The following is an 18,405-nucleotide window of genomic DNA, read 5'->3' as shown; positions in this document are numbered from 1 at the left end:
GCCATGTCCGTTTCCGCCGCCCCCGCCGCTGCTGCCGCCGCCTCCGTCACCGCCTCGGCCCCCGCCGCCGACTGCACCGCCGTCGACGCGTCCGCCTGTGCCCCGCTGCCCGTCCTGGGCCGGGACGTCACCGTTCCGCTCGTGACGGGCGGCGAGGTCACCTACGCCGCGCTGGACTACGCCGCGAGCGCCCCCGCCCTCCAGCGGGTCTGGGACGACGTGGCGGCCTACGCGCCCTACTACGGCAGCGTGCACCGCGGCGCCGGGTACCTCTCCCAGCTCTCCACCGACCTGTTCGAGAACGCCCGCCGCACGGTCGCGGAGTTCCTCGGCTGCCGCGAGGACGACCAGCTCGTCTTCACCCGGTCGACCACCGACTCGCTGAACCTGCTCGCCGCGGCGCTGCCCGCCGACTGCCAGGTGTTCGTCTTCGAGACCGAGCACCACGCCTCCCTGCTGCCCTGGAAGAACGCGCGGGTCACCTACCTGGACGCCCCGCGCACCCCGCAGCAGGCCGCCGACACCCTGGAGCGCGCCCTCGCCGCCCGGGACCCCTACGGCCCGGCCCTGGTCTGCGTCACCGGCGCCTCGAACGTCACCGGCGAGCTGTGGCCGGTGCGCGAGCTGGCCGAGGTCGCCCACGCGCACGGCGCCCGGATCGTGCTGGACGCCGCCCAGCTGGCCCCGCACCACCCCGTCTCGCTGCGCGACCTGGACGTCGACTGGGTCGCCTTCTCCGGCCACAAGCTCTACGCCCCCTTCGGCTCCGGCGTGCTGGCCGGCCGCGCCGACTGGCTGCGCGCCGCGGAGCCGTACCTGGCGGGCGGCGGCGCGAGCCGCCGGGTCACCCGGCGCGAGGACGGGGGAGTGGACGTGGAGTGGCACGAGACCGCCGCCCGCCACGAGGCCGGCTCCCCGAACGTCATCGGCGCCTACGCCATCGCCTCCGCCTGCAAGGCGCTCACCGAGGCGGGCTTCGACACCCTCGTCGCCCGCGAGCAGCAGCTGATCCGCACGGTCCGCGAGGGCCTGGCGGACGTCCCCGAGGTGCGGGTGCTCTCCCTGTTCGGCGACGACGCGCCCCGCGTCGGGGTGATCTCGTTCGTGGTGGAGGGCTGGAACAGCTCCCACTTCGCCGCGGCGCTCTCCGCGGAGTACGGCATCGGGGTGCGCGACGGGCTGTTCTGCGCCCACCCGCTGGTGCGGACGCTGCTCGGCGGCGATCCGCAGACCCAGGGCGAGTGTGGGTCGCCGGAGGCGGCGCCGGGGGAGAAGTCGCTCAACGCGATCCGGGTGAGCTTCGGGGCGGGCACGCCGGACGAGCACGTGGCGCGGTTCGTGGGGGCGGTGCGGGAACTCGTCGCCGAGGGCGCGAAGTGGTCCTACCGCACGGAGGACGGCCGCTGCGTGCCGGCGGTCTGACCTCCGGTCGGGGTCGTACCCGTCCGCGGCCCGGTGGGGCCCCTTCGCGCAGTTCCCCGCGCCCCTGAAGGAGCGCGGGGAACTGCGCGATCAGCCACGTTCGGGGCCGCGGTGGACGTGTCAGCTGTCCAGGCCGATGGCGAACGCCGCCTCCAGGTCGTGCTGGGAGTACGTGCGGAACGCGACGTGCGTGTCCGTGGCCTCCACGCCCGGGATCTTGCTGATCCGCCCGGGGATGACCTCCGCGAGGTCCTCGTGGTGCTGCACCCGCACCATCGCGATCAGGTCGTACGTGCCGGTCACGGAGAACACCTCGCTGACCGACTCCAGCGCGGCGATCGACTCCGCGATCTCGGGAATCCGGTCCACGCTGGTCTTGATGAGGACGATCGCGGTGATCACGGCTGGTTCTCTCCCTCGGGTGCCAGAGCTGGGGCGGACTCAACTCTAGTCGCCCGCCCGTCGCCCACCACCGCCCTTCCAAGGCCGCCCTTCGGGCCCTCCTCTCTTCCGAACCGCACCCACGCGTAGAGGAACCCGACCGAGAAACCGACCAGGTGGGCCAGGTAGGCCACCCCCGGCCCGGCCGACGCGCGCCCGGCCGCGAGCCACTGCAGGCCCGCCCAGACGGGCAGCACCACCCACGCGGGCAGCCGGAGCGGCAGAAAGAAGAGGAACGGCAGGACGGTGGTCACGCGCGCCGAGGGGAACAGGAAGAGGAAGGCCCCGAGAACGGCCGAGATCGCCCCGGAGGCGCCGATCAGCGACTGCTCGGAGGAGGAGTTGGCGGCGGCGTACCCGAGCAGCGCCAGATACCCGCAGCCGAGATAGAAGAGCACGAACTGGACGCGCCCCATCCGCTCCTCGGTCAGCACGCCGAAGACCCAGAGGAAGAGCATGTTGCCCAGCAGATGCAGCCAGCTGCCGTGCACGAACAGTGCGGTCGCGGGCGTCAGGGCGGCGCGCGGCGCGCCCTGGAACAGCTCGGCCGGGACCACGCCCCAGCGCCGGAAGTACGCCTGCTGCGCGGCGGCCAGGGCGTCCCCGGAGCCGTACGCCGGATTCAGGCCCGCCGACGGGCCGACGACGAAGATCAGGCAGCACAGGACGATGAGCGCCTTCGTCATGGGTGCCGGGGGGATGCGCACCGACCGGATCGCGCCGCCGGTCGCCGTGTTCCACTTGCCGATCATGGACACAGAGCATGGCGTAACGGGACGCAACGGCACGTAATGCCTCGCCGCCGTGGACGGACGGGCGGCGAGTACCCGCCAGGCCGTAGGGTTACGAGCCGTACGCGTCGAGGCGGCGCGTCACGGACACTAGAAGGAAGGCGAACAGCCACGATGACGGTTCCCCTGCCGACCGCCACGACGCGGTGGCGCTGCACCCTCTGCGGCAATCTCACCCGCTTCGACGTGACCCGCTCCTCCAAGGTCGTGGAGTACATCCACCTCGACCTGGCCGGAGAGCCGAAGGTGGAGGAGCGCGAGGTGGTCAGTGAGACCATCGAGTCGGTGCGCTGCCGCTGGTGCAACGCGGTGGACCAGGTGGAACTCGTGGACAGGCCGGGCGCCGGCTCCTGACAGGGGCGGCCCCGTACAGGCATTGGGGTGTGAGGGATGGTGGAGACCACAGGCGGGGGGCCGGACGACGGCGCCGCTGAGGTGCTCGACCGTCCGCTGCCCGACGGAGTGCGCAGAAAGGTCGTCCAGATCGTCTCGGACGGCTTCGGCGGGCTGACCGTGAGCGAACTGCCCGCACAATTGCGGCAGTACGCCCGGTTCGCCCCGAATCGGCGGGCCAAGTTCGCGGGGAACGCGATGGCCGCGGCACTGGAGAGCGACCCGCTCTTCCGGCAGCGGATCGGGGAGCGGTTCAGAGAGACGCAGCCGGAGCTGTCCGGCGCCCTGGACTCCGGCTCGCCGCCCCCGGCCGCGGACCCGCTCGACGTGGCGGCCGCGGCCTACGTGCTGCGGCCCACGGGCTGGGTGAAGCTGGTCACCGCGGCCGGCGAGGAGGCGCAGCGGGCGGACGCCGAGCGCGCCGACGAGCAGAGCCGCGCCGAGGCGGAGCGGCTGCGCGAGGAGCTGGACCGGGCCCGTGAGCAGACCCGGTCGGAGACCGAACGGCTGCGCACCGAGCTGGACGCGGCGCGCAAGGAGGCCGAATCGCTTCACCGCAAGCTGCGCGCCGCGCTCAGCGACGTCAAGCGCGGCGAGGCCGCCCTGCGCAAGCTGCACGCCGAGACCGAGGCCGTACGCGCCGAGGGGCAGGCGCAGTTGTCCGCGGCGGACAGCGAGACGCGGCGCCTGAAGGGGCGCCTCGGCGAGGTGGAGGCCGCGCTGGAGGCGACCCGTCGGGCCGCCCGTGAGGGCCGCAGCGTGGAGGACATGCGGGTGCGGCTGCTGCTCGACACCGTGCTCGACGCGGCGCAGGGGCTGCGCCGTGAACTCGCCCTGCCGCCGGTGTCGGTGCGGCCGGCCGAGACCGTGGACGCGGTCGAACCGGGACGAATGACCCCGAAGGACATCGCGGCGCGGGCGCTGTCGGAGCACGACCCGGCGATCCTGGACCAGTTGCTGGCGCTGCCGCAGGCGCATCTGGTGGTCGACGGCTACAACGTCACCAAGACCGGCTATCCGCAGATGCCGCTGGAGAAGCAGCGCCTCAGGCTGCTCGGGCAGCTGTCGCAGCTGGCCGCGCAGACCGGCGCCGAGGTGACGTGCGTCTTCGACGGGGCCGAACTGGCCGCGCCGGTGCTGCTGGCGCCGCCGCGCGGGGTGCGGGTGCTGTTCTCCAAGCCCGGGGTGACCGCCGACGAGCTGATCCGCCAGCTGGTGCGCGCCGAGCCGCCGGGCCGTCCGGTCATCGTCGTCTCGACCGACCGCGAGGTGGCCGACGGCGTCGCGCGGGCGGGTGCCCGACCGGTGGCCTCTGTCGTACTTCTGAAGCGACTGTCCTGAACGTCCAACGGACGCGTTCAATGCCCGAATTGACGGAACCGTCACGCAACGTAGCGTCAACCGGCCATCACTGCATGTGGGTTGTGGGCAAAGAATGCATGGCGTGACGGGATTTTTTGGTGTGAGGATTTGAACTGATCACAGCGAGGTCACTAAGGTCATGGCTCGAACCTCCGCGCGGGTGATCACTCAAACGAAGGAGCCCGTCTCCGTGGCGTCCCACCGTCGACCGAAGCAGCCGAGTCGCATACGCGCGACCGTGCTGACCACCGCAGCAGCCGCTGCCGTCGTGCTGAGCTCGCAGGCCGCCAATGCGGCGCCGAACGAGAAGCTCAGCAAGGACGAAGTCAAGGCCAAGGTCGACGCGCTCTACGAGAAGGCGGAGCAGGCGTCCGAGAAGTACGACGGCGCCAAGGAGAAGCAGGAGAAGCTCCAGAAGGAGATCTCCACCATCCAGGACAACGTCGCCCGGGGCCAGCAGGACCTCAACAAGCTCCGCGACGACCTGGGTTCGCTCGCGGCCAGCGAGTACCGCTCCGGCGGCATCGACCCCTCGCTCCAGCTCTTCCTGTCGTCCGACCCGGACGACTACCTGGACAAGGCCTCCACGCTGGACCAGCTCAGCGACCAGCAGGTCGCCGCGCTGAAGAAGATCCAGGACAAACAGCGCGAACTCGCCCAGGAGCGGGCCGAGGCCAGCGAGAAGCTCAAGGACCTCGCCGCCACCCGCACCGAGCTGGGCAAGCAGAAGAAGGACGTGCAGGCCAAGCTCGCCTCCGCCCAGAAGCTGCTCAACACCCTGACGGCGAAGGAGAAGGCGGACCTGGAGGCCGAGCAGGCCCGGGCCGACCGCTCCTCCTCTTCGCGGGTCGACCTCGGCAGCACCACCGCCGCCTCCGGCCGGGCCGCCGCGGCCTTCGCCGCCGCCCAGGGCGTGATCGGCTCCCCGTACGTCTACGGCGCCTCGGGCCCGTCCCAGTTCGACTGCTCGGGCCTGACCTCCTGGGCCTACGCGCAGGCGGGCGTCTCCATCCCGCGCACCTCCGAGGCGCAGGCCAACGCCGGCACCCGGATCTACAGCGAGAGCGACCTCAAGGTCGGCGACCTCGTGATCTTCTACGGCGACTACCACCACGTCGGCCTCTACGCCGGCAACGGCCAGGTCCTGCACGCCCCGCACACCGGTGCCTCGGTGCGCTACGAGTCGATCAGCAACATGCCCTTCCAGTTCGGCGTGCGGATCTGATCCGTCCGTTCCGGTGTCCGGACGTGGTCCTTCCGCTCCGCGTCCGGATCTGATCCTTCCGCCCGAACGGGCGAATCGCGACAAGCCGAGCTGACCCCGCGCCCCGCCGATGACCTGCGTCAGAGGCGGGGCGTCACGTTGTGTGCCCGCCGGGGTCTTTGGCCGCGGGGTGTCCGCGGGGCTACTGTCTGGCGCGTTTCCCGTTCCGCCGGGGCGGCACCTCTCCCGCGCCCCGGCACGGGGGACGGTCCGTGTCCGCCAGCGGAAGGAGTACCGCGTCCCGTGGGGTCCCATCGCCGCAACGCACCGTCCGGGTTCGACCGGGGCGCCGGAGTCGCGCTCTGTGTGATGTCCGCCGCCGCGGCCGCCGTGGGCGCCGTACCGGCCGGCTCGGCCGCCGCCGCCCCGCACGACGACACCCGCGCGGAGGTGGACCGGCTCTACCACGAGGCCGAGCGGGCCACCGAGGCGTACGACAGGGCCGGGGAGCGCGCCGCCACCCTGCGCCGCCAGGTGGGCTGGGCCCAGGACCGCATCGCCCGGCAGCAGCAGCGGGTCAACACCATGCGGGACGCGCTCGGTTCGCTGGCCGGGGCGCAGTACCGGGCCGGCGGCATCGACCCGTCCCTCGCCCTGCTGTTCGCCCGTGACCCGGCCGACTACCTCGCCAAGGCCGCCACCCTGGACCGGATCACCGCCCAGCAGGCCGGTCAGCTCAAGGACCTCCAGGAGGCCCTGCGCGAACTCGCCCAGGAGCGCGCCGAGGCGGACGGCAAACTCGCCGAACTGGAGCGCAGCCGCGAGGCCGTCGCCGCCCACAAGAAGACCGTCGAGCGGAAGCTGGCCAGGGCCCGCACCCTGCTCGCCGCGCTCTCGCCGGCCGAACGCGGCGCCTTCGACCGGGCGTCCCGCTCCGGGCGCGACGATCTCCCCGGGCTGCCCCTGCCCGGCGACGAGGGCGAGCCCGGCTCCCGCGCCGCCGCGGCCCTCGCCGCCGCCCGCTCCGCCCTCGGCCGCCCCTACGTGTGGGGCGCCAACGGCCCCGGCGGCTTCGACTGCTCGGGCCTGATGCAGTGGTCGTACGCCCACGCGGGCATCCATCTGCCGCGCACCTCGCAGGAGCAGCGCTACGCGGGCCGGCAGATCCCGCTCTCCGAGGCCCGCCCCGGCGACCTCGTCGTCTACCGGTCCGACGCCAGTCATGTGGCGATGTACGTCGGCCACGGCCAGGTGATCCACGCCCCCTACCCGGGCGCCCCGGTCCGCTACGACCCGGTCGGGATGATGCCGATCTCCTCGGTCACCCGGGTCTGAGGGGCGTCCCCGGCGGCGCGCCGCCGTACGATCGTGAAATGGCTGGTCGCAGGCGGAGGTGTGGCTCCGCACCCGGGACGGTCCTGCTGCTGGTGTCCCTGCTCGCCTCGCTGGTCGCCTGCGGCGGCGGACCGAAGCCGGACGGCGCCCGCACGCAGGTGCAGCAGCTGCTCGACCGGCGGGCGGATGCGCTGCTCGCGCACGACGAGAGCGCCTTCGCGCGGACCGGCGAGCGCACCGAGTTCGCCCACGTCGGCGCCGTGCCCCTCGCGGCCTGGAGCTACCGGGTGACCGCGCTGCACCGCACCGGCGCCACCGCGACCGCCGCCGCGGACCTGCGCTACCGCTTCCAGGGCTACGACAAGGCCCCGGTCACCGCGGCCCGCACGCTCACGCTGCGCCGTACCGCCGACGGGCAGTGGTACGTCGAGTCCGACCGGCCCGCGAAGAAGACCGCGCAGCAGCTGTGGGACCAGGGCACGGTGCGGGTCGTGCGCGGCCGGCACAGCCTGGTCCTCGGGGTCGGCGCCTCCGGCGGCCTGCTGCGCGACTACGCCGCCCTCGCGGACCACGCCGTGCCCTCCGTCTCGGGGGCCTGGGGCACCGAGTGGGCCGGGCGGGTGGTGGTGCTGGTGCCGGACTCGCTGGACGACATGGCGGGACTGCTGGGCTCGCCCGCGTCCTCGTACCGCGGGATCGCCGCGGTCACCACCGGCGAGGCCGGGGGCTCGGGGCAGGCCCCCGCCGACCGGGTCATCGTCAACCCGGCCGCGTACGCCGTCCTCGGCGCCGTCGGCAAACAGGTCGTGCTCACCCACGAGACCACCCATGTCGCCACCCGGGCCCACACCACCCGGGCGACCCCGCTGTGGCTGTCGGAGGGGTACGCCGACTGGGTCGGCTACCTCGACAGCGGCCGCAGCGCCCCGCAGGCCGCGCCGGAGCTGTCGCGCTACCTCCAGGACGGGCACACCCCGGGCGCGCTGCCCACGGACAAGGACTTCGGCTTCGGCAGCGACGCGAACGAGCTGGCGCGGGCGTACGAGGGTGGCTGGCTGGCCTGCCGGATGATCGCGGACCGCTGGGGGCCGGAGAAGCTCGACGCGTTCTACCGGGCCGTCGGCGACCACGGCAAGCGGCAGGGTGCCGTCGAGAGCGCGATGAAGCAGGTCCTCGGCACCACGCTCGACGACTTCACCACGCAGTGGCGGGCCTATCTGACGGCCCAGCTGGGCTGACGACAACGCCGCCCCGTCAGGGGCGCTGTCGTCAGCCGGCCCTCGCCTCCAGCGTGGCGATCGCCTCGCCGAGCCAGGCCCGCTCCGCCGTGCCCGTCGCGCGCGCCACCCGCAGCATCCCCTGCCGGAACAGGTCGTCCGCCTCCTCCGCGGGCACCGGGCGGCCGGCGTCGTAGAAGAAGCTGGTGGGCGTGTCGAGGAAGTCCAGCCGGCGGCGCAGCACCGCGGCCTGCTCGGCGGGGTCGGGCAGGTGGCGCAGGAAGGCCAGCACGGTGTTGAAGCGGACCTGGTCGGTGATCTCGGTCTGCTTCGGCCGGCGCAGCAGCTCCAGCAGGGCCTCCCGGCCCGCCTCGGTGAGGGTCAGCATGCGGCGCGGCGCGGCGCTCGCCCCCTCCTCGGTGTGCTCGTCGAGGCGGCCCGCGGCGACCAGGCGGTTGATCGCCGGGTAGAGGGCGCCGTCGCTGACCGGGCGGACATGGCCGCTGAGCGCCCTGATGCGCTCCTTCAGCTCGTAGCCGTGCAGGGGCTCCTCGGCGAGGAAGCCCAGGATCGACAGTTCCAGCACGGGTCTCGTCCTCCTTGCCGTGGACCGAACGCCATGGTACCTCTTATCGAGCTACCTCGAATCGATGTAGCTCGATAAGAGGTAGCTCGGTCAGGGATACCACGACAGCCAGGAAGGCTCGGTCCACGCCGTGAACGCCCACCGCAGGCAGCTCATAGCCCTCGCCCACCCCGTCTACCTCTCGCTGCTCGCCTCCGTCGCCGCCGGGATCATCAACACCGTCTGGGTGTCCCGGCTCGGCGGCCCCGCCGTCGCCGCGGTCGCCGTGGCCACCAACACCGAGAACGTCCTGCTCGGCGTCGCCCTGGTCTTCGCCTCCGGCACCACCGTGCTCGTCGCGCACGCCCGGGGCGCCCGCTCGCCCGCCGCCGTCCGCGCGGCCGTCCGCGGCGGCTGGGCGCTGTGCGCGCTGGTCACCCCGGCCGTTGCCGCGGGCGGCCTGCTGCTGCGCGTCCCGCTGGCCCACCTGGTGCTGGGCGGCGCCGAGGGCCCCGCCCGCACGCTCGCGGCCGGCTACTTCGCCGTCTCCCTGCCGGGCATCGCCGTCTTCTACGCCCAGCAGCTCGTCGACGGCGTCCTCAAGGGCGCGGGCGACACCCGCACCCCGATGCGCCTCGCCCTGCTCGCGAACGGCCTGATCCTCGTCTGCGACCCGTTCCTGATCCACCTCTACGGCGTCCGCGGCGCCGCCGCCTCCACCGTGCTGTGCCGCGCCGCCGCCCTCGCCGCCGGACTGCGCGCGCTGCGCCGCGACCCGCTGCTGCGCGCCGCCGCGGGGGCCCGCCCCGCCGAGCCGCTGCCCGCCGCGCTGCGCCGCACGCTGACCACCGGGCTGCCCATGTCCGCCGACTTCACCGTCCGGCAGACCGGCACGCTCGTGCTGATCGCGATCGTGGCCCGGCTCGGGGTGACGGCCGTCGCCGCCTACGCCATCGCCTACAAGGTGCTCTACGTCGCCACGATGGCGTTCTACTCCGTACGCCAGGCGGCCTCCATCCACACCGCGCACACCCGGGGCGCAGGCGTGGACGCGCGGCGGGCCGTCGGCCGGGAGGCGGTACGGCTCTCCGGCGCCGTGGGCCTCGCCGCGGCCGCGCTGTTCGCCGCCGGCGCGCCCTGGGTGATGGCCGCGTTCGGCGCCGGCGGCGCGGTCGCCCACGACGGCGTGCTGTTCCTCCGCTGCATCGGCCCCTACCTGCTGCTGACGGCCTGCTGCATCGCGCTCGGCGGGGTCTTCGAGGGCAGCGGCGGCGCGCCCGCGCTGCTGCGCGTGACGGTGCTCGGCACGGCCGTACAACTGCTGCTCGCCACCGCCCTGTCGGGGGCGGGGCTGCCCGGGGTGTGCCTGGCCATGGCGCTCGCCATGGCGGTGCAGTGCGCCGCGGTCGCGGTGCTGTTCCGGCGCGCCCGCCCTCAGGTGGAGGAGACCGGGGTCTCCTCGGTGTCGGTGGCCTGAGCGGGGATCCCGGTCCGCGGCGCCGCGGGCACCGTGGCTCGCCACAGCCGGACCGCCGCGGTCACCGCGGCCGCCACCAGCAGCCCGTTGCGCAGGAACATCAGGGTCAGGCCCAGGCCGTCGCTCGCCACGACGTCACCGAACCACAGCGGGAACTCCAGCATCGTCACGGGCGCGGCCAGCAGCACCAGCAGGGCCGGCGGCCCCATCCGGGTGCCGCGGAAGCACAGGCAGACCGCCGCGGTGCCGATCAGCCACACCAGGTACTGCGGGCTGATCACCCGGCTGGTCACGGTGAACAGCAGCACCGCCGTGAACGCCGCGTCGGCGAGCGAGTGCGCCGCGAACCGGACCGCCAGCATCCGCCACAGCAGCAGCCAGCCGAACGCGGCCCCGGTCAGCGTGAGCGCGATCGTGCTGACCAGGCTCACACCGGGGCCGAGGAACTCCACCGATCCGTAGTTCAGGAGCACTTGGCCGCTCCAGCCGAAGTGCCGGGCGACATGGAAGACCAGCGCGCCCAGCGACTCGACCTCGGTGCCGCGGTTGCTCTGGTAGGTCAGGAAGGAGAACGCGCCGGGCATCACCGCGGCGAAGCCCGCCGCGAGCACGGCCCCGGTCACCGCGGCCGACGCCCAGGCCCGGCGCCGCACCGGACCCACGAGCAGCAGCACCGGCCACACCTTCAGCAGCGCCCCGAACCCGGCCAGCGCTCCCATGATCCGCGGGTGCCGGGCCCCGGCGAGCAGCGCCGCCACGGCCACCGCCGTCACCATCACGTCGTAGCGGGCGTAGACGGTCGGGCCGAGCAGCGGCACGCCGATGACCCACATCCACAGTCCGCGCATCGACTTGCCGGGGCGCCGGCCCGCGTACGCCAGCAGCGCGAACACCGCCGCGTCGGCGAGCAGCACGAGGACGTAGAAGGCGTGCGGGTAGCTCAGGAACGGCAGCAGGCCGGGCGCGAGGATGGGCAGGGCCGCGGCCGGCGGGTACTGCCAGGCCACGTCCGCCAGCGGGAACGTGCCCTGCCGCAGCACCCCGAACCAGCCCTGGTAGATCACCGACACGTCGCTGGTCACGTCGGGGCCCGGGAAGACGAACACCTTGAAGACGAACAGCAGCAGTACCAGCCTGCCGGCGGCCCAGACCACCGGCGGCCCCGCCCATGCCCGTCTCGCGCCCGCACCGTCCACCTGAACCCCTGTTCGTCGGCGTGTCCTGGGTGACGAAGATTCTCACGGCCGCGGGCCGCCCGAACGCCTGGGTCGGCCGTTTCCCGCGCCGGAGGCCACCGGGACGCGTATGGTCCCGCGTCCACCTGTGCGAGGGCCATGAGGCGCGGCCGCGCCGGGCGCACGGCACGCGGTTCGGTAGGGTCGGCGGCGATGCACAAGACCCTGATCGTGACGAACGACTTCCCGCCCCGCCCCGGCGGCATCCAGGCGTTCCTGCACAACATGGCGCTGCGCCTGGACCCCGGACAGCTCGTCGTCTACGCCTCCACCTGGAAGCGGGGCCGCGAGGGCGCCGAGGCCACGGCCGCCTTCGACGCGGAGCAGCCCTTCACCGTCGTACGCGACCGTACGACGATGCTGCTGCCCACCCCCGCGGTGACCAGGCGGGCCGCCCTGCTGCTGCGCGAACACGGCTGTACGTCCGTGTGGTTCGGGGCGGCGGCACCGCTCGGCCTGATGGCCCCCGCGCTGCGCCGGGCCGGCGCGGAGCGGTTGGTGGCCACCACCCACGGCCACGAGGCGGGCTGGGCCCAACTCCCGGCCTCGCGGCAGCTGTTGCGGCGGATCGGGGAGTCCACGGACACCATCACCTACCTCGGCGAGTACACCCGCTCGCGCATCGCCGAGGCGCTGACCCCGGCGGCGGCCGCGCGCATGGTCCAACTGCCGCCCGGCGTCGACGAGAAGGTCTTCCACCCGGCCTCCGGCGGCGACGCGGTCCGTGCGCGCCTCGGGCTCACCGACCGCCCCGTGGTGGTGTGCGTGTCCCGGCTGGTGCCGCGCAAGGGCCAGGACACCCTGATCCGCGCCCTGCCCCGGATCCTGGCCGCCGAGCCGGACGCGGTGCTGCTGATCGTCGGCGGCGGCCCCTACGAGAAGGACCTGCGGCGCCTCGCCGAGGAGACGGGCGTCGCCCGCTCGGTGCGCTTCACCGGCGCGGTGCCCTGGTCCGAGCTGCCCGCCCACTACGGCGCCGGCGACGTCTTCGCCATGCCCTGCCGCACCCGCCGCGGCGGCCTGGACGTCGAGGGCCTCGGCATCGTGTACCTGGAGGCCTCGGCGACGGGCCTGCCGGTGGTGGCCGGCGACTCGGGCGGCGCCCCCGACGCGGTCCTGGACGGCGAGACGGGCTGGGTGGTCCGGGGCACCTCCCCCGAGGACACGGCGGAACGCGTCACCGTCCTCCTCGCGGACCCCGAACTCCGCCGCCGCATGGGCGAACGCGGCCGCCAGTGGGTCGAGGAGAAGTGGCGCTGGGACCTCCTGGCGGAGCGCCTGAAGGCCCTCCTGTAGCCACCCTGACAGGTCCGGTTCCGTACGCGCGGCGCCGTCGTGGCTTGTCGCGCAGTTCCCCGCGCCCCTTCAGGGGCGCGGGGAACTGCGCGAGCGACCACGACGCACCCGCACCCGACCCTCGTACCGCGAGCCGAAATGCGCTGCCGACCCCCTAGCCGGAGGCGAAGCGTCCGCGGATGCTGCGAGCATGACAGCAAAACTGACGCAGCATCAGCTGACGAGACGTCACATCCTGGGCATGGTAGCCCTCCAGACCGCAGCCGCCGCAGGCCTGACCCGCATCGGCCTCGCCTCGGCCCAGGCCGCCGAAGAGGCCCCCGCGGTCGACAACGCCACAGCCGTCGTCGTCGGCTCGGGCTACGGCGGCGCCGTGGCCGCCCTCCGCCTCGGCCAGGCCGGCATCCGCACCCTGGTCCTGGAGATGGGCCGCCTGTGGAACACCCCCGGCGCGGACGGCAAGATCTTCTGTTCCACCGCCGCCCCCGACCAGCGCTCCATGTGGTTCCGCACCCGCACCGAGGCCCCCCTCGCCTCGTTCCTCTGGCTCGACGTCGTCAACAAGGACATCAAGCCCTACCCCGGCGCCCTCGACCGCGTGCACTTCGACGCGATGTCGGTCTACGTGGGCCGTGGCGTCGGCGGCGGCTCCCTGGTCAACGGCGGCATGGCGGTCACCCCGTCCCAGGCGTACTTCGCCGAGCAGTTCCCCACCGTGGACGCCACGGAGATGTACGGCACGTACTTCCCGCGCGCCCGCGCCATGCTCGGCGTCAACACCGTCGACTCCACGTGGTTCGAGTCCACGGAGTGGTACCGCTTCACCCGCACCTCCCGCAAGGCCGCCACGAACGCCGGCCTCAAGACCACCTTCGTGCCGAACGTCTACGACTTCGACTACATGCAGCGCGAGGCCGCCGGCACGGCGACGAAGTCCGCGCTCGCGCAGGAGGTCATCTACGGCAACAACTACGGCAAGCGCAGCCTCGACAAGACCTATCTGGCCGCCGCGCTCGGCACCGGCAACGTCACCGTCAACACCCTGGAGAAGGTCAAGCGGATCGAGCGGGCCGCCGACGGCACCTGGCTGCTGACCGCCGACCGCATCGACGTCACCGGCACCGTCGTCGAGACCAAGCAGTACAACTGCACCTACCTGTTCCTCGGCGGCGGCAGCCTCGGCACCAGCGAACTCCTCGTGCGGGCACGGGACACCGGCGCCCTGCCCGACCTCGACGCGCGCGTCGGCGCGGGCTGGGGCACCAACGGCAACACCATGGTGGGCCGCGCCAACCACATCTGGGACACCACCGGGGCCAACCAGTCGACGATGCCGGTCATGGGCATCGACGACTGGGCCAACACCGCCAACCCGGTCTTCGCCGAGATCGCCCCCCTGCCGATCGGGTTCGAGACCTGGGTGAGTCTCTACCTGGCGATCACCAAGAACCCCTCACGGGCGTCGTTCACCTACGACAGCGCGAGCGACGGCGTGAAACTCGGCTGGACCGCCGCCCACAGCGCCGTCTCCGTCGCCATGGCCAAGAAACTCTTCGACCGGATCAACCTGGCCAACGCGACGATCTACCGCTACGACCTGTTCGGCTCCACGAGCAAGGTCTTCGCCGACGACTTCTGCTACCACCCGCTCGGCGGCTGCGTCCTCGGGCAGGCGACCGACGACTACGGCCGGGTGAAGGGGACTTCGCGGCTCTACGTCACCGACGGCTCGCTCGTGCCGGGCAACATCGGCGTGAACCCGTTCGTCACCATCACCGCGCTCGCCGAACGCACCATGGCGCGGGTCCTCGTGGAGGACACCGCGCCATGACGCACTGTCAGGAACCTTGCCGAAACAGGGAGTCGCGTACAGGCGCTCGGCAAGGGGCCCGCTACTTCTGGTAGATGGCCTCGATGTCGGCCGCGTAGTCCTTCGCCACCACATTGCGCTTCAGCTTCAGCGACGGTGTCAGGTGGCCCGACTCCTCCGTGAACTGGGAGGACAGAATGCGGAACTTCCGCACCGATTCCGCCTTCGACACCGCGGCGTTGCCGTCGTCGACCGCGTCCTGGACCGCCGCGATCAGATCCGGGTCCTCGCGCAGCGACGCCGCGGTGGCACCCGCGGGCTTGCCGTGCTCGGCGGCCCAGCGGCCCAGGAACTCGTCGTCGATGGTGACCAGCGCGCCCACGAACGGCCGCCCGTCGCCCACCACCATGCACTCCGCGACCAGCGCGTGCGCCCGGATGCGGTCCTCTATGACGGCCGGGGCCACGTTCTTGCCGCCCGCGGTGACGATGATCTCCTTCTTGCGGCCGGTGATCCTGAGGTAGCCGTCCTCGTCGAGGGTGCCGATGTCACCGGTGTGGAACCAGCCGTCGGCCAGCGCCTCCGCGGTCGCGGCCTCGTTGTTCCAGTAGCCCTTGAACAGGTGCTCGCCGTGCAGCAGCACCTCGCCGTCGTCCGCGATGCGCACCACCGAGCCCGGCAGCGGCTGCCCGACCGTGCCGATCTTCTGCCGGTCCCACGGGTTGAACGCGGTCGCCGCGCACGACTCGGTCAGGCCGTAGCCCTCCAGGACCGTGAAGCCGATGCCGCGGAAGAAGTGCCCGAGCCGCTCGCCCAGCGGGGCGCCGCCGGAGATGGCGTACTCGCCCCGGCCGCCGAGCACCGCGCGCAGCTTGCCGTAGACCAGCTTGTCGAAGGTCCGGTACTTGATGCGCAGGCCCAGCGACGGGCCCGAGGGGGTGTCCAGCGCCTTGCTGTAGGCGATCGCGGTGTCGGCCGCCTTGTCGAAGATCCGGCCCTTGCCGTCGGCCTGCGCCTTGGCGCGCGCCGAGTTGTAGACCTTCTCGAAGACGCGCGGGACGCCGAGGATCAGCGTCGGCCGGAACGAGGCCAGCTCGTCGGTGAGGTTCTTGATGTCCGGGACCAGGCCCAGCTTGATCGGCGCCATCATCGGCGCGATCTGCACCAGCCGCCCGAAGACGTGCGCGAGGGGCAGGAACAGCAGCACCGAACACTCGCCCGTGCGGAACAGCGGGCGCAGCCGCTCCACGATGTTGCCGCACTCGGCGAAGAAGCTGCGGTGGGTGAGCACGCAGCCCTTGGGGCGGCCGGTGGTGCCAGAGGTGTAGACGATGGTCGCCGGGTCGTCGGCCTTCGCCAGCGAGCTGCGCTCCTCGACGGCCCGGTCGGTGACGTCCTTGCCGAGCCGGCCGAGCTCCTCGACGGCTCCGGCCTCGATCTGCCAGACGTGCTTGAGGGCGGGCAGCGCCTCGCGCACGGACTCCACCGCGGCGGTGTGCCCGTCCAGCTCCACGATGCAGGCCGTCGCGCCGGAGTCCGACAGGATCCACTGCACCTGCTCCGGGGAGCTGGTCTCGTAGACCGGCACGGTGATCGCGCCCGCGCTCCAGATCGCGAAGTCGAGCAGCGTCCACTCGTACCGGGTGCGGGACATCAGGCCGACCCGGTCGCCCGGCTGCACGCCCGAGGCGATCAGGCCCTTGGCGGCGGCGTGCACCTCGGCCTGGAACTCCCGGGCGGTCACGTCCTGCCAGGCCCCGCCCGACTTGCGGGCGATCACGGCGACGTCGGGATGCTGCGCGGCGTTTCTGCGGACGATGTCGGTCAGATTCCCGTCCGCGGGGACCTCGTACAAAGCCGGAAGGCTGAACTCGCGCAAGACTGCTGCTCCTCATAGGGCGCCGGCGCCACGACGTTGTGCGATGCGACGGTGCGGTCCAAGGCTCGGGCGGGTGCCCGGGACGCCAGAGGCCGGGGGACCACTGGTTGAAATCCTGAGCACGACTGGACTGCCCGGACGTTACCCGCCGGTATGGCCTCTTCGACAGGGGTTCCCGGCGAGATGTTCGCTGCGTCACACAGGTTGGTGTTTCCTGCGCGTACGGTAGTCCACCCGTTTCCTGACCGGCCAGTAGCTACGGGCCCGGTCGGCACTGTTCACACATGCCGCACGCCCCTACCCTTGATCGACATGGCATCCACACGAGCCGGTAACCCCAGCACCCGGATCCACGTGGTCAGCGACGTGCACGGCAACGCCAGGGATCTGGCCCGGGCCGGCGACGGCGCCGACGCCCTGATCTGCCTGGGCGACCTCGTGCTGTTCCTCGACTACGCCGACCACTCGCGCGGCATCTTCCCCGACCTGTTCGGCGTGGAGAACGCCGACCGCATCGTCGCCCTGCGCACCGCCCGCCGCTTCGACGAGGCGCGCGAACTCGGCGCCCGGCTGTGGGGCGGCATCGGCACGGACCGCGCCGCGGTCATCGAACAGGCCGTGCGCAAGCAGTACGCCGAGCTGTTCGCCGCCTTCCCCACACCGACGTACGCCACCTACGGCAATGTCGACATGCCGCCCCTGTGGCGGGAGTACGCCGGCCCCGGCACCACCGTCCTGGACGGGGAGCGGGTGGAGATCGCCGGCCGGGTCTTCGGCTTCGTCGGCGGCGGCCTGCGCACCCCCATGCGGACGCCGTACGAGATCAGCGACGAGGAGTACGCCGCGAAGATCGAGGCGGTCGGCGAGGTCGACGTGCTGTGCACGCACATCCCGCCCGAGGTCCCCGAACTCGTCTACGACACCGTCGCGCGCCGCTTCGAGCGCGGCAGCCGCGCCCTGCTCGCCGCCATCCGCCGCACCAGGCCCCGCTACGCCCTCTTCGGCCACGTCCACCAGCCGCTGGCGCGGCGCATGCGGATCGGCGCCACGGAGTGCGTCAACGTCGGCCACTTCGCGGGCACCGGAAAGCCGTGGGCGCTGGAATGGTGACCGCGCCGCCCCGGGCCCGACGGCGGTGAAGGCGGCAGGTCGGCCGCGCGGTAGCCTTCACGCTGCACACACGTGCGCACACCCGACCAGGTACGCGCACCTGTGAGACCTCTCTACCGGCCCGCACCTGGAGGAGCCACGGCGATGGCGGAACACACCAGCTCGAGCATCACGATCGAGGCGGCACCGGCCGATGTCATGGGGGTGATCGCCGACTTCGCCCGCTACCCGGACTGGACCGGCGAGGTGAAGGAGGCCGAGGTCCTCGCCAGCGACGCGCAGGGCCGCGCGGAGCAGGTCCGGCTGGTCATGGACGCCGGCGCCATCAAGGACGACCAGGTCCTCGCCTACACCTGGACCGGCGCCGACGAGGTCTCCTGGACCCTGGTCAAGTCCCAGATGCTGCGCTCCCTCGACGGCTCCTACCTCCTGAAGGCGGCGGGCGCCGGCGCCACCGAGGTCACCTACCGGCTGACCGTCGACGTCAAGATCCCCATGCTCGGCATGATCAAGCGCAAGGCCGAGAAGGTCATCATCGACCGCGCCCTCGCGGGCCTCAAGAAGCGAGTCGAATCCGGCGAGGCCCCGGCCTCCACCGACTCGGACAACTGATCGCAGCACCCCGCCCCGACACCCCCAGGGGCGCGGGGAACTGCGCGACCGACCACGACGCACCCGCACGGCCCCCCGAGGGTTACCCGCACGCCCCGACCCCGCCCCACCCCCACACCCTGAGGGGCGCGGGGAACTGCGCGACCGACCACGACGCACCCGCACGATCAGACGCAGAGCCCCCGCAGGGACGGGCGCGACCGACCACGACGCACCCGCACGGGCCCACCGGGCCAGACCCCGCCCCACCCCACCG

16 protein-coding genes are annotated in these 18,405 nt (G+C 72.8%); 11 read left to right on the top strand and 5 right to left on the bottom strand.

The features are described 5' to 3' along the window. Window positions 1-3 precede the first annotated feature (3 nt). Complete coding sequence (locus WN71_RS06320; protein WP_240529573.1) at window positions 4-1,422, top strand: aminotransferase class V-fold PLP-dependent enzyme; 1,419 nt, start codon at window positions 4-6, stop codon at window positions 1,420-1,422. 120 nt (window positions 1,423-1,542) lie between these two features. On the opposite strand, the gene WN71_RS06315 is transcribed toward WN71_RS06320, so the two are convergent. Both WN71_RS06315 and WN71_RS06310 read right to left on the bottom strand, forming a co-directional pair. Beyond that, window positions 1,543-1,824 carry an Lrp/AsnC family transcriptional regulator gene (locus WN71_RS06315; RefSeq protein WP_046590954.1) on the bottom strand — a complete coding sequence of 94 codons (282 nt, stop codon included), beginning with the start codon at window positions 1,822-1,824 and terminating at the stop codon, window positions 1,543-1,545. Next, window positions 1,821-2,615 (bottom strand): rhomboid family intramembrane serine protease, encoded by a 795-nt coding sequence (locus tag WN71_RS06310; RefSeq protein ID WP_046590952.1) that lies wholly within the window; start codon window positions 2,613-2,615, stop codon window positions 1,821-1,823. Before WN71_RS06310 ends, WN71_RS06315 begins: the two co-directional genes overlap by 4 nt. A 153-nt stretch (window positions 2,616-2,768) precedes the next feature. Between WN71_RS06310 and WN71_RS06305 the strand changes: the two genes are divergently transcribed. The 5 genes from WN71_RS06305 to WN71_RS06285 all read left to right on the top strand — a co-directional run bounded on the left by WN71_RS06305 (window position 2,769) and on the right by WN71_RS06285 (window position 8,186). Next, entirely contained in the window at window positions 2,769-3,008 is a 240-nt protein-coding gene (locus WN71_RS06305; protein ID WP_030671273.1) for a hypothetical protein, read from the top strand. A 36-nt stretch (window positions 3,009-3,044) separates the two neighbouring features. Next, window positions 3,045-4,388, top strand: coding sequence for an NYN domain-containing protein (locus WN71_RS06300; protein ID WP_046590948.1), 1,344 nt, complete (start codon window positions 3,045-3,047; stop codon window positions 4,386-4,388). Between the two features lie 211 nt (window positions 4,389-4,599). Continuing rightward, entirely contained in the window at window positions 4,600-5,634 is a 1,035-nt protein-coding gene (locus tag WN71_RS06295) for a C40 family peptidase (protein WP_046590947.1), read from the top strand. 282 nt (window positions 5,635-5,916) lie between these two features. Next, a complete protein-coding gene (locus tag WN71_RS06290) occupies window positions 5,917-6,948 on the top strand; it encodes a C40 family peptidase (RefSeq protein ID WP_046590946.1) in 1,032 nt (343 codons plus the stop codon). 38 nt (window positions 6,949-6,986) lie between these two features. Then, window positions 6,987-8,186, top strand: a complete 1,200-nt coding sequence (locus WN71_RS06285; RefSeq protein WP_206300025.1) for a hypothetical protein — start codon at window positions 6,987-6,989, stop codon at window positions 8,184-8,186. A 31-nt stretch (window positions 8,187-8,217) separates the two neighbouring features. Here WN71_RS06285 and WN71_RS06280 read toward each other — a convergent pair whose 3' ends face one another. Next, window positions 8,218-8,751 carry a PadR family transcriptional regulator gene (locus WN71_RS06280; RefSeq protein WP_046590944.1) on the bottom strand — a complete coding sequence of 178 codons (534 nt, stop codon included), beginning with the start codon at window positions 8,749-8,751 and terminating at the stop codon, window positions 8,218-8,220. A gap of 130 nt (window positions 8,752-8,881) precedes the next feature. Between WN71_RS06280 and WN71_RS06275 the strand changes: the two genes are divergently transcribed. After that, window positions 8,882-10,207, top strand: a complete 1,326-nt coding sequence (locus WN71_RS06275; RefSeq protein WP_046590942.1) for an MATE family efflux transporter — start codon at window positions 8,882-8,884, stop codon at window positions 10,205-10,207. Here WN71_RS06275 and WN71_RS06270 read toward each other — a convergent pair. Beyond that, window positions 10,165-11,403 carry a glycosyltransferase family 87 protein gene (locus WN71_RS06270; protein ID WP_046590940.1) on the bottom strand — a complete coding sequence of 413 codons (1,239 nt, stop codon included), beginning with the start codon at window positions 11,401-11,403 and terminating at the stop codon, window positions 10,165-10,167. The genes WN71_RS06275 and WN71_RS06270 overlap by 43 nt on opposite strands. Window positions 11,404-11,595: 192 nt before the next feature. On the opposite strand from WN71_RS06270, the gene WN71_RS06265 reads away from it, so the two are divergent. Next, window positions 11,596-12,738, top strand: coding sequence for a glycosyltransferase family 4 protein (locus tag WN71_RS06265; RefSeq protein ID WP_046590938.1), 1,143 nt, complete (start codon window positions 11,596-11,598; stop codon window positions 12,736-12,738). Between the two features lie 190 nt (window positions 12,739-12,928). Further along, window positions 12,929-14,569 carry a GMC oxidoreductase gene (locus WN71_RS06260; protein WP_420856464.1) on the top strand — a complete coding sequence of 547 codons (1,641 nt, stop codon included), beginning with the start codon at window positions 12,929-12,931 and terminating at the stop codon, window positions 14,567-14,569. Window positions 14,570-14,630: 61 nt separating this feature from the next. Here WN71_RS06260 and WN71_RS06255 read toward each other — a convergent pair whose 3' ends face one another. Beyond that, complete coding sequence (locus WN71_RS06255) at window positions 14,631-16,427, bottom strand: AMP-dependent synthetase/ligase (protein WP_046590933.1); 1,797 nt, start codon at window positions 16,425-16,427, stop codon at window positions 14,631-14,633. Between the two features lie 354 nt (window positions 16,428-16,781). Between WN71_RS06255 and WN71_RS06250 the strand changes: the two genes are divergently transcribed. Then, window positions 16,782-17,537 carry a metallophosphoesterase family protein gene (locus tag WN71_RS06250; RefSeq protein ID WP_046590931.1) on the top strand — a complete coding sequence of 252 codons (756 nt, stop codon included), beginning with the start codon at window positions 16,782-16,784 and terminating at the stop codon, window positions 17,535-17,537. Between the two features lie 144 nt (window positions 17,538-17,681). Then, complete coding sequence (locus WN71_RS06245) at window positions 17,682-18,149, top strand: SRPBCC family protein (protein WP_046590929.1); 468 nt, start codon at window positions 17,682-17,684, stop codon at window positions 18,147-18,149. Window positions 18,150-18,405 lie beyond the last annotated feature (256 nt).

The sequence above is a fragment of the Streptomyces mangrovisoli genome (assembly GCF_000974985.2).
In the GTDB taxonomy this organism is placed as follows: domain Bacteria; phylum Actinomycetota; class Actinomycetes; order Streptomycetales; family Streptomycetaceae; genus Streptomyces; species Streptomyces mangrovisoli.
The sequence above is the reverse complement of the archived record's forward strand: the minus strand, read 5'-3'. Positions and strand labels throughout refer to the sequence as shown.

Excerpts from the sequence above, each read along its gene's own strand:
- WN71_RS06320 (WP_240529573.1), top strand. The coding sequence starts at position 4 with ATGTCCGTTTCCGCCGCCCCCGCCGCTGCTGCCGCCGCCTCCGTCACC.
- WN71_RS06310 (WP_046590952.1), bottom strand. The coding sequence starts at position 2,615 with ATGATCGGCAAGTGGAACACGGCGACCGGCGGCGCGATCCGGTCGGTG.
- WN71_RS06305 (WP_030671273.1), top strand. The coding sequence starts at position 2,769 with ATGACGGTTCCCCTGCCGACCGCCACGACGCGGTGGCGCTGCACCCTC.
- WN71_RS06300 (WP_046590948.1), top strand. The coding sequence starts at position 3,045 with ATGGTGGAGACCACAGGCGGGGGGCCGGACGACGGCGCCGCTGAGGTG.
- WN71_RS06285 (WP_206300025.1), top strand. The coding sequence starts at position 6,987 with ATGGCTGGTCGCAGGCGGAGGTGTGGCTCCGCACCCGGGACGGTCCTG.
- WN71_RS06265 (WP_046590938.1), top strand. The coding sequence starts at position 11,596 with ATGCACAAGACCCTGATCGTGACGAACGACTTCCCGCCCCGCCCCGGC.
- WN71_RS06260 (WP_420856464.1), top strand. The coding sequence starts at position 12,929 with ATGACAGCAAAACTGACGCAGCATCAGCTGACGAGACGTCACATCCTG.
- WN71_RS06245 (WP_046590929.1), top strand. The coding sequence starts at position 17,682 with ATGGCGGAACACACCAGCTCGAGCATCACGATCGAGGCGGCACCGGCC.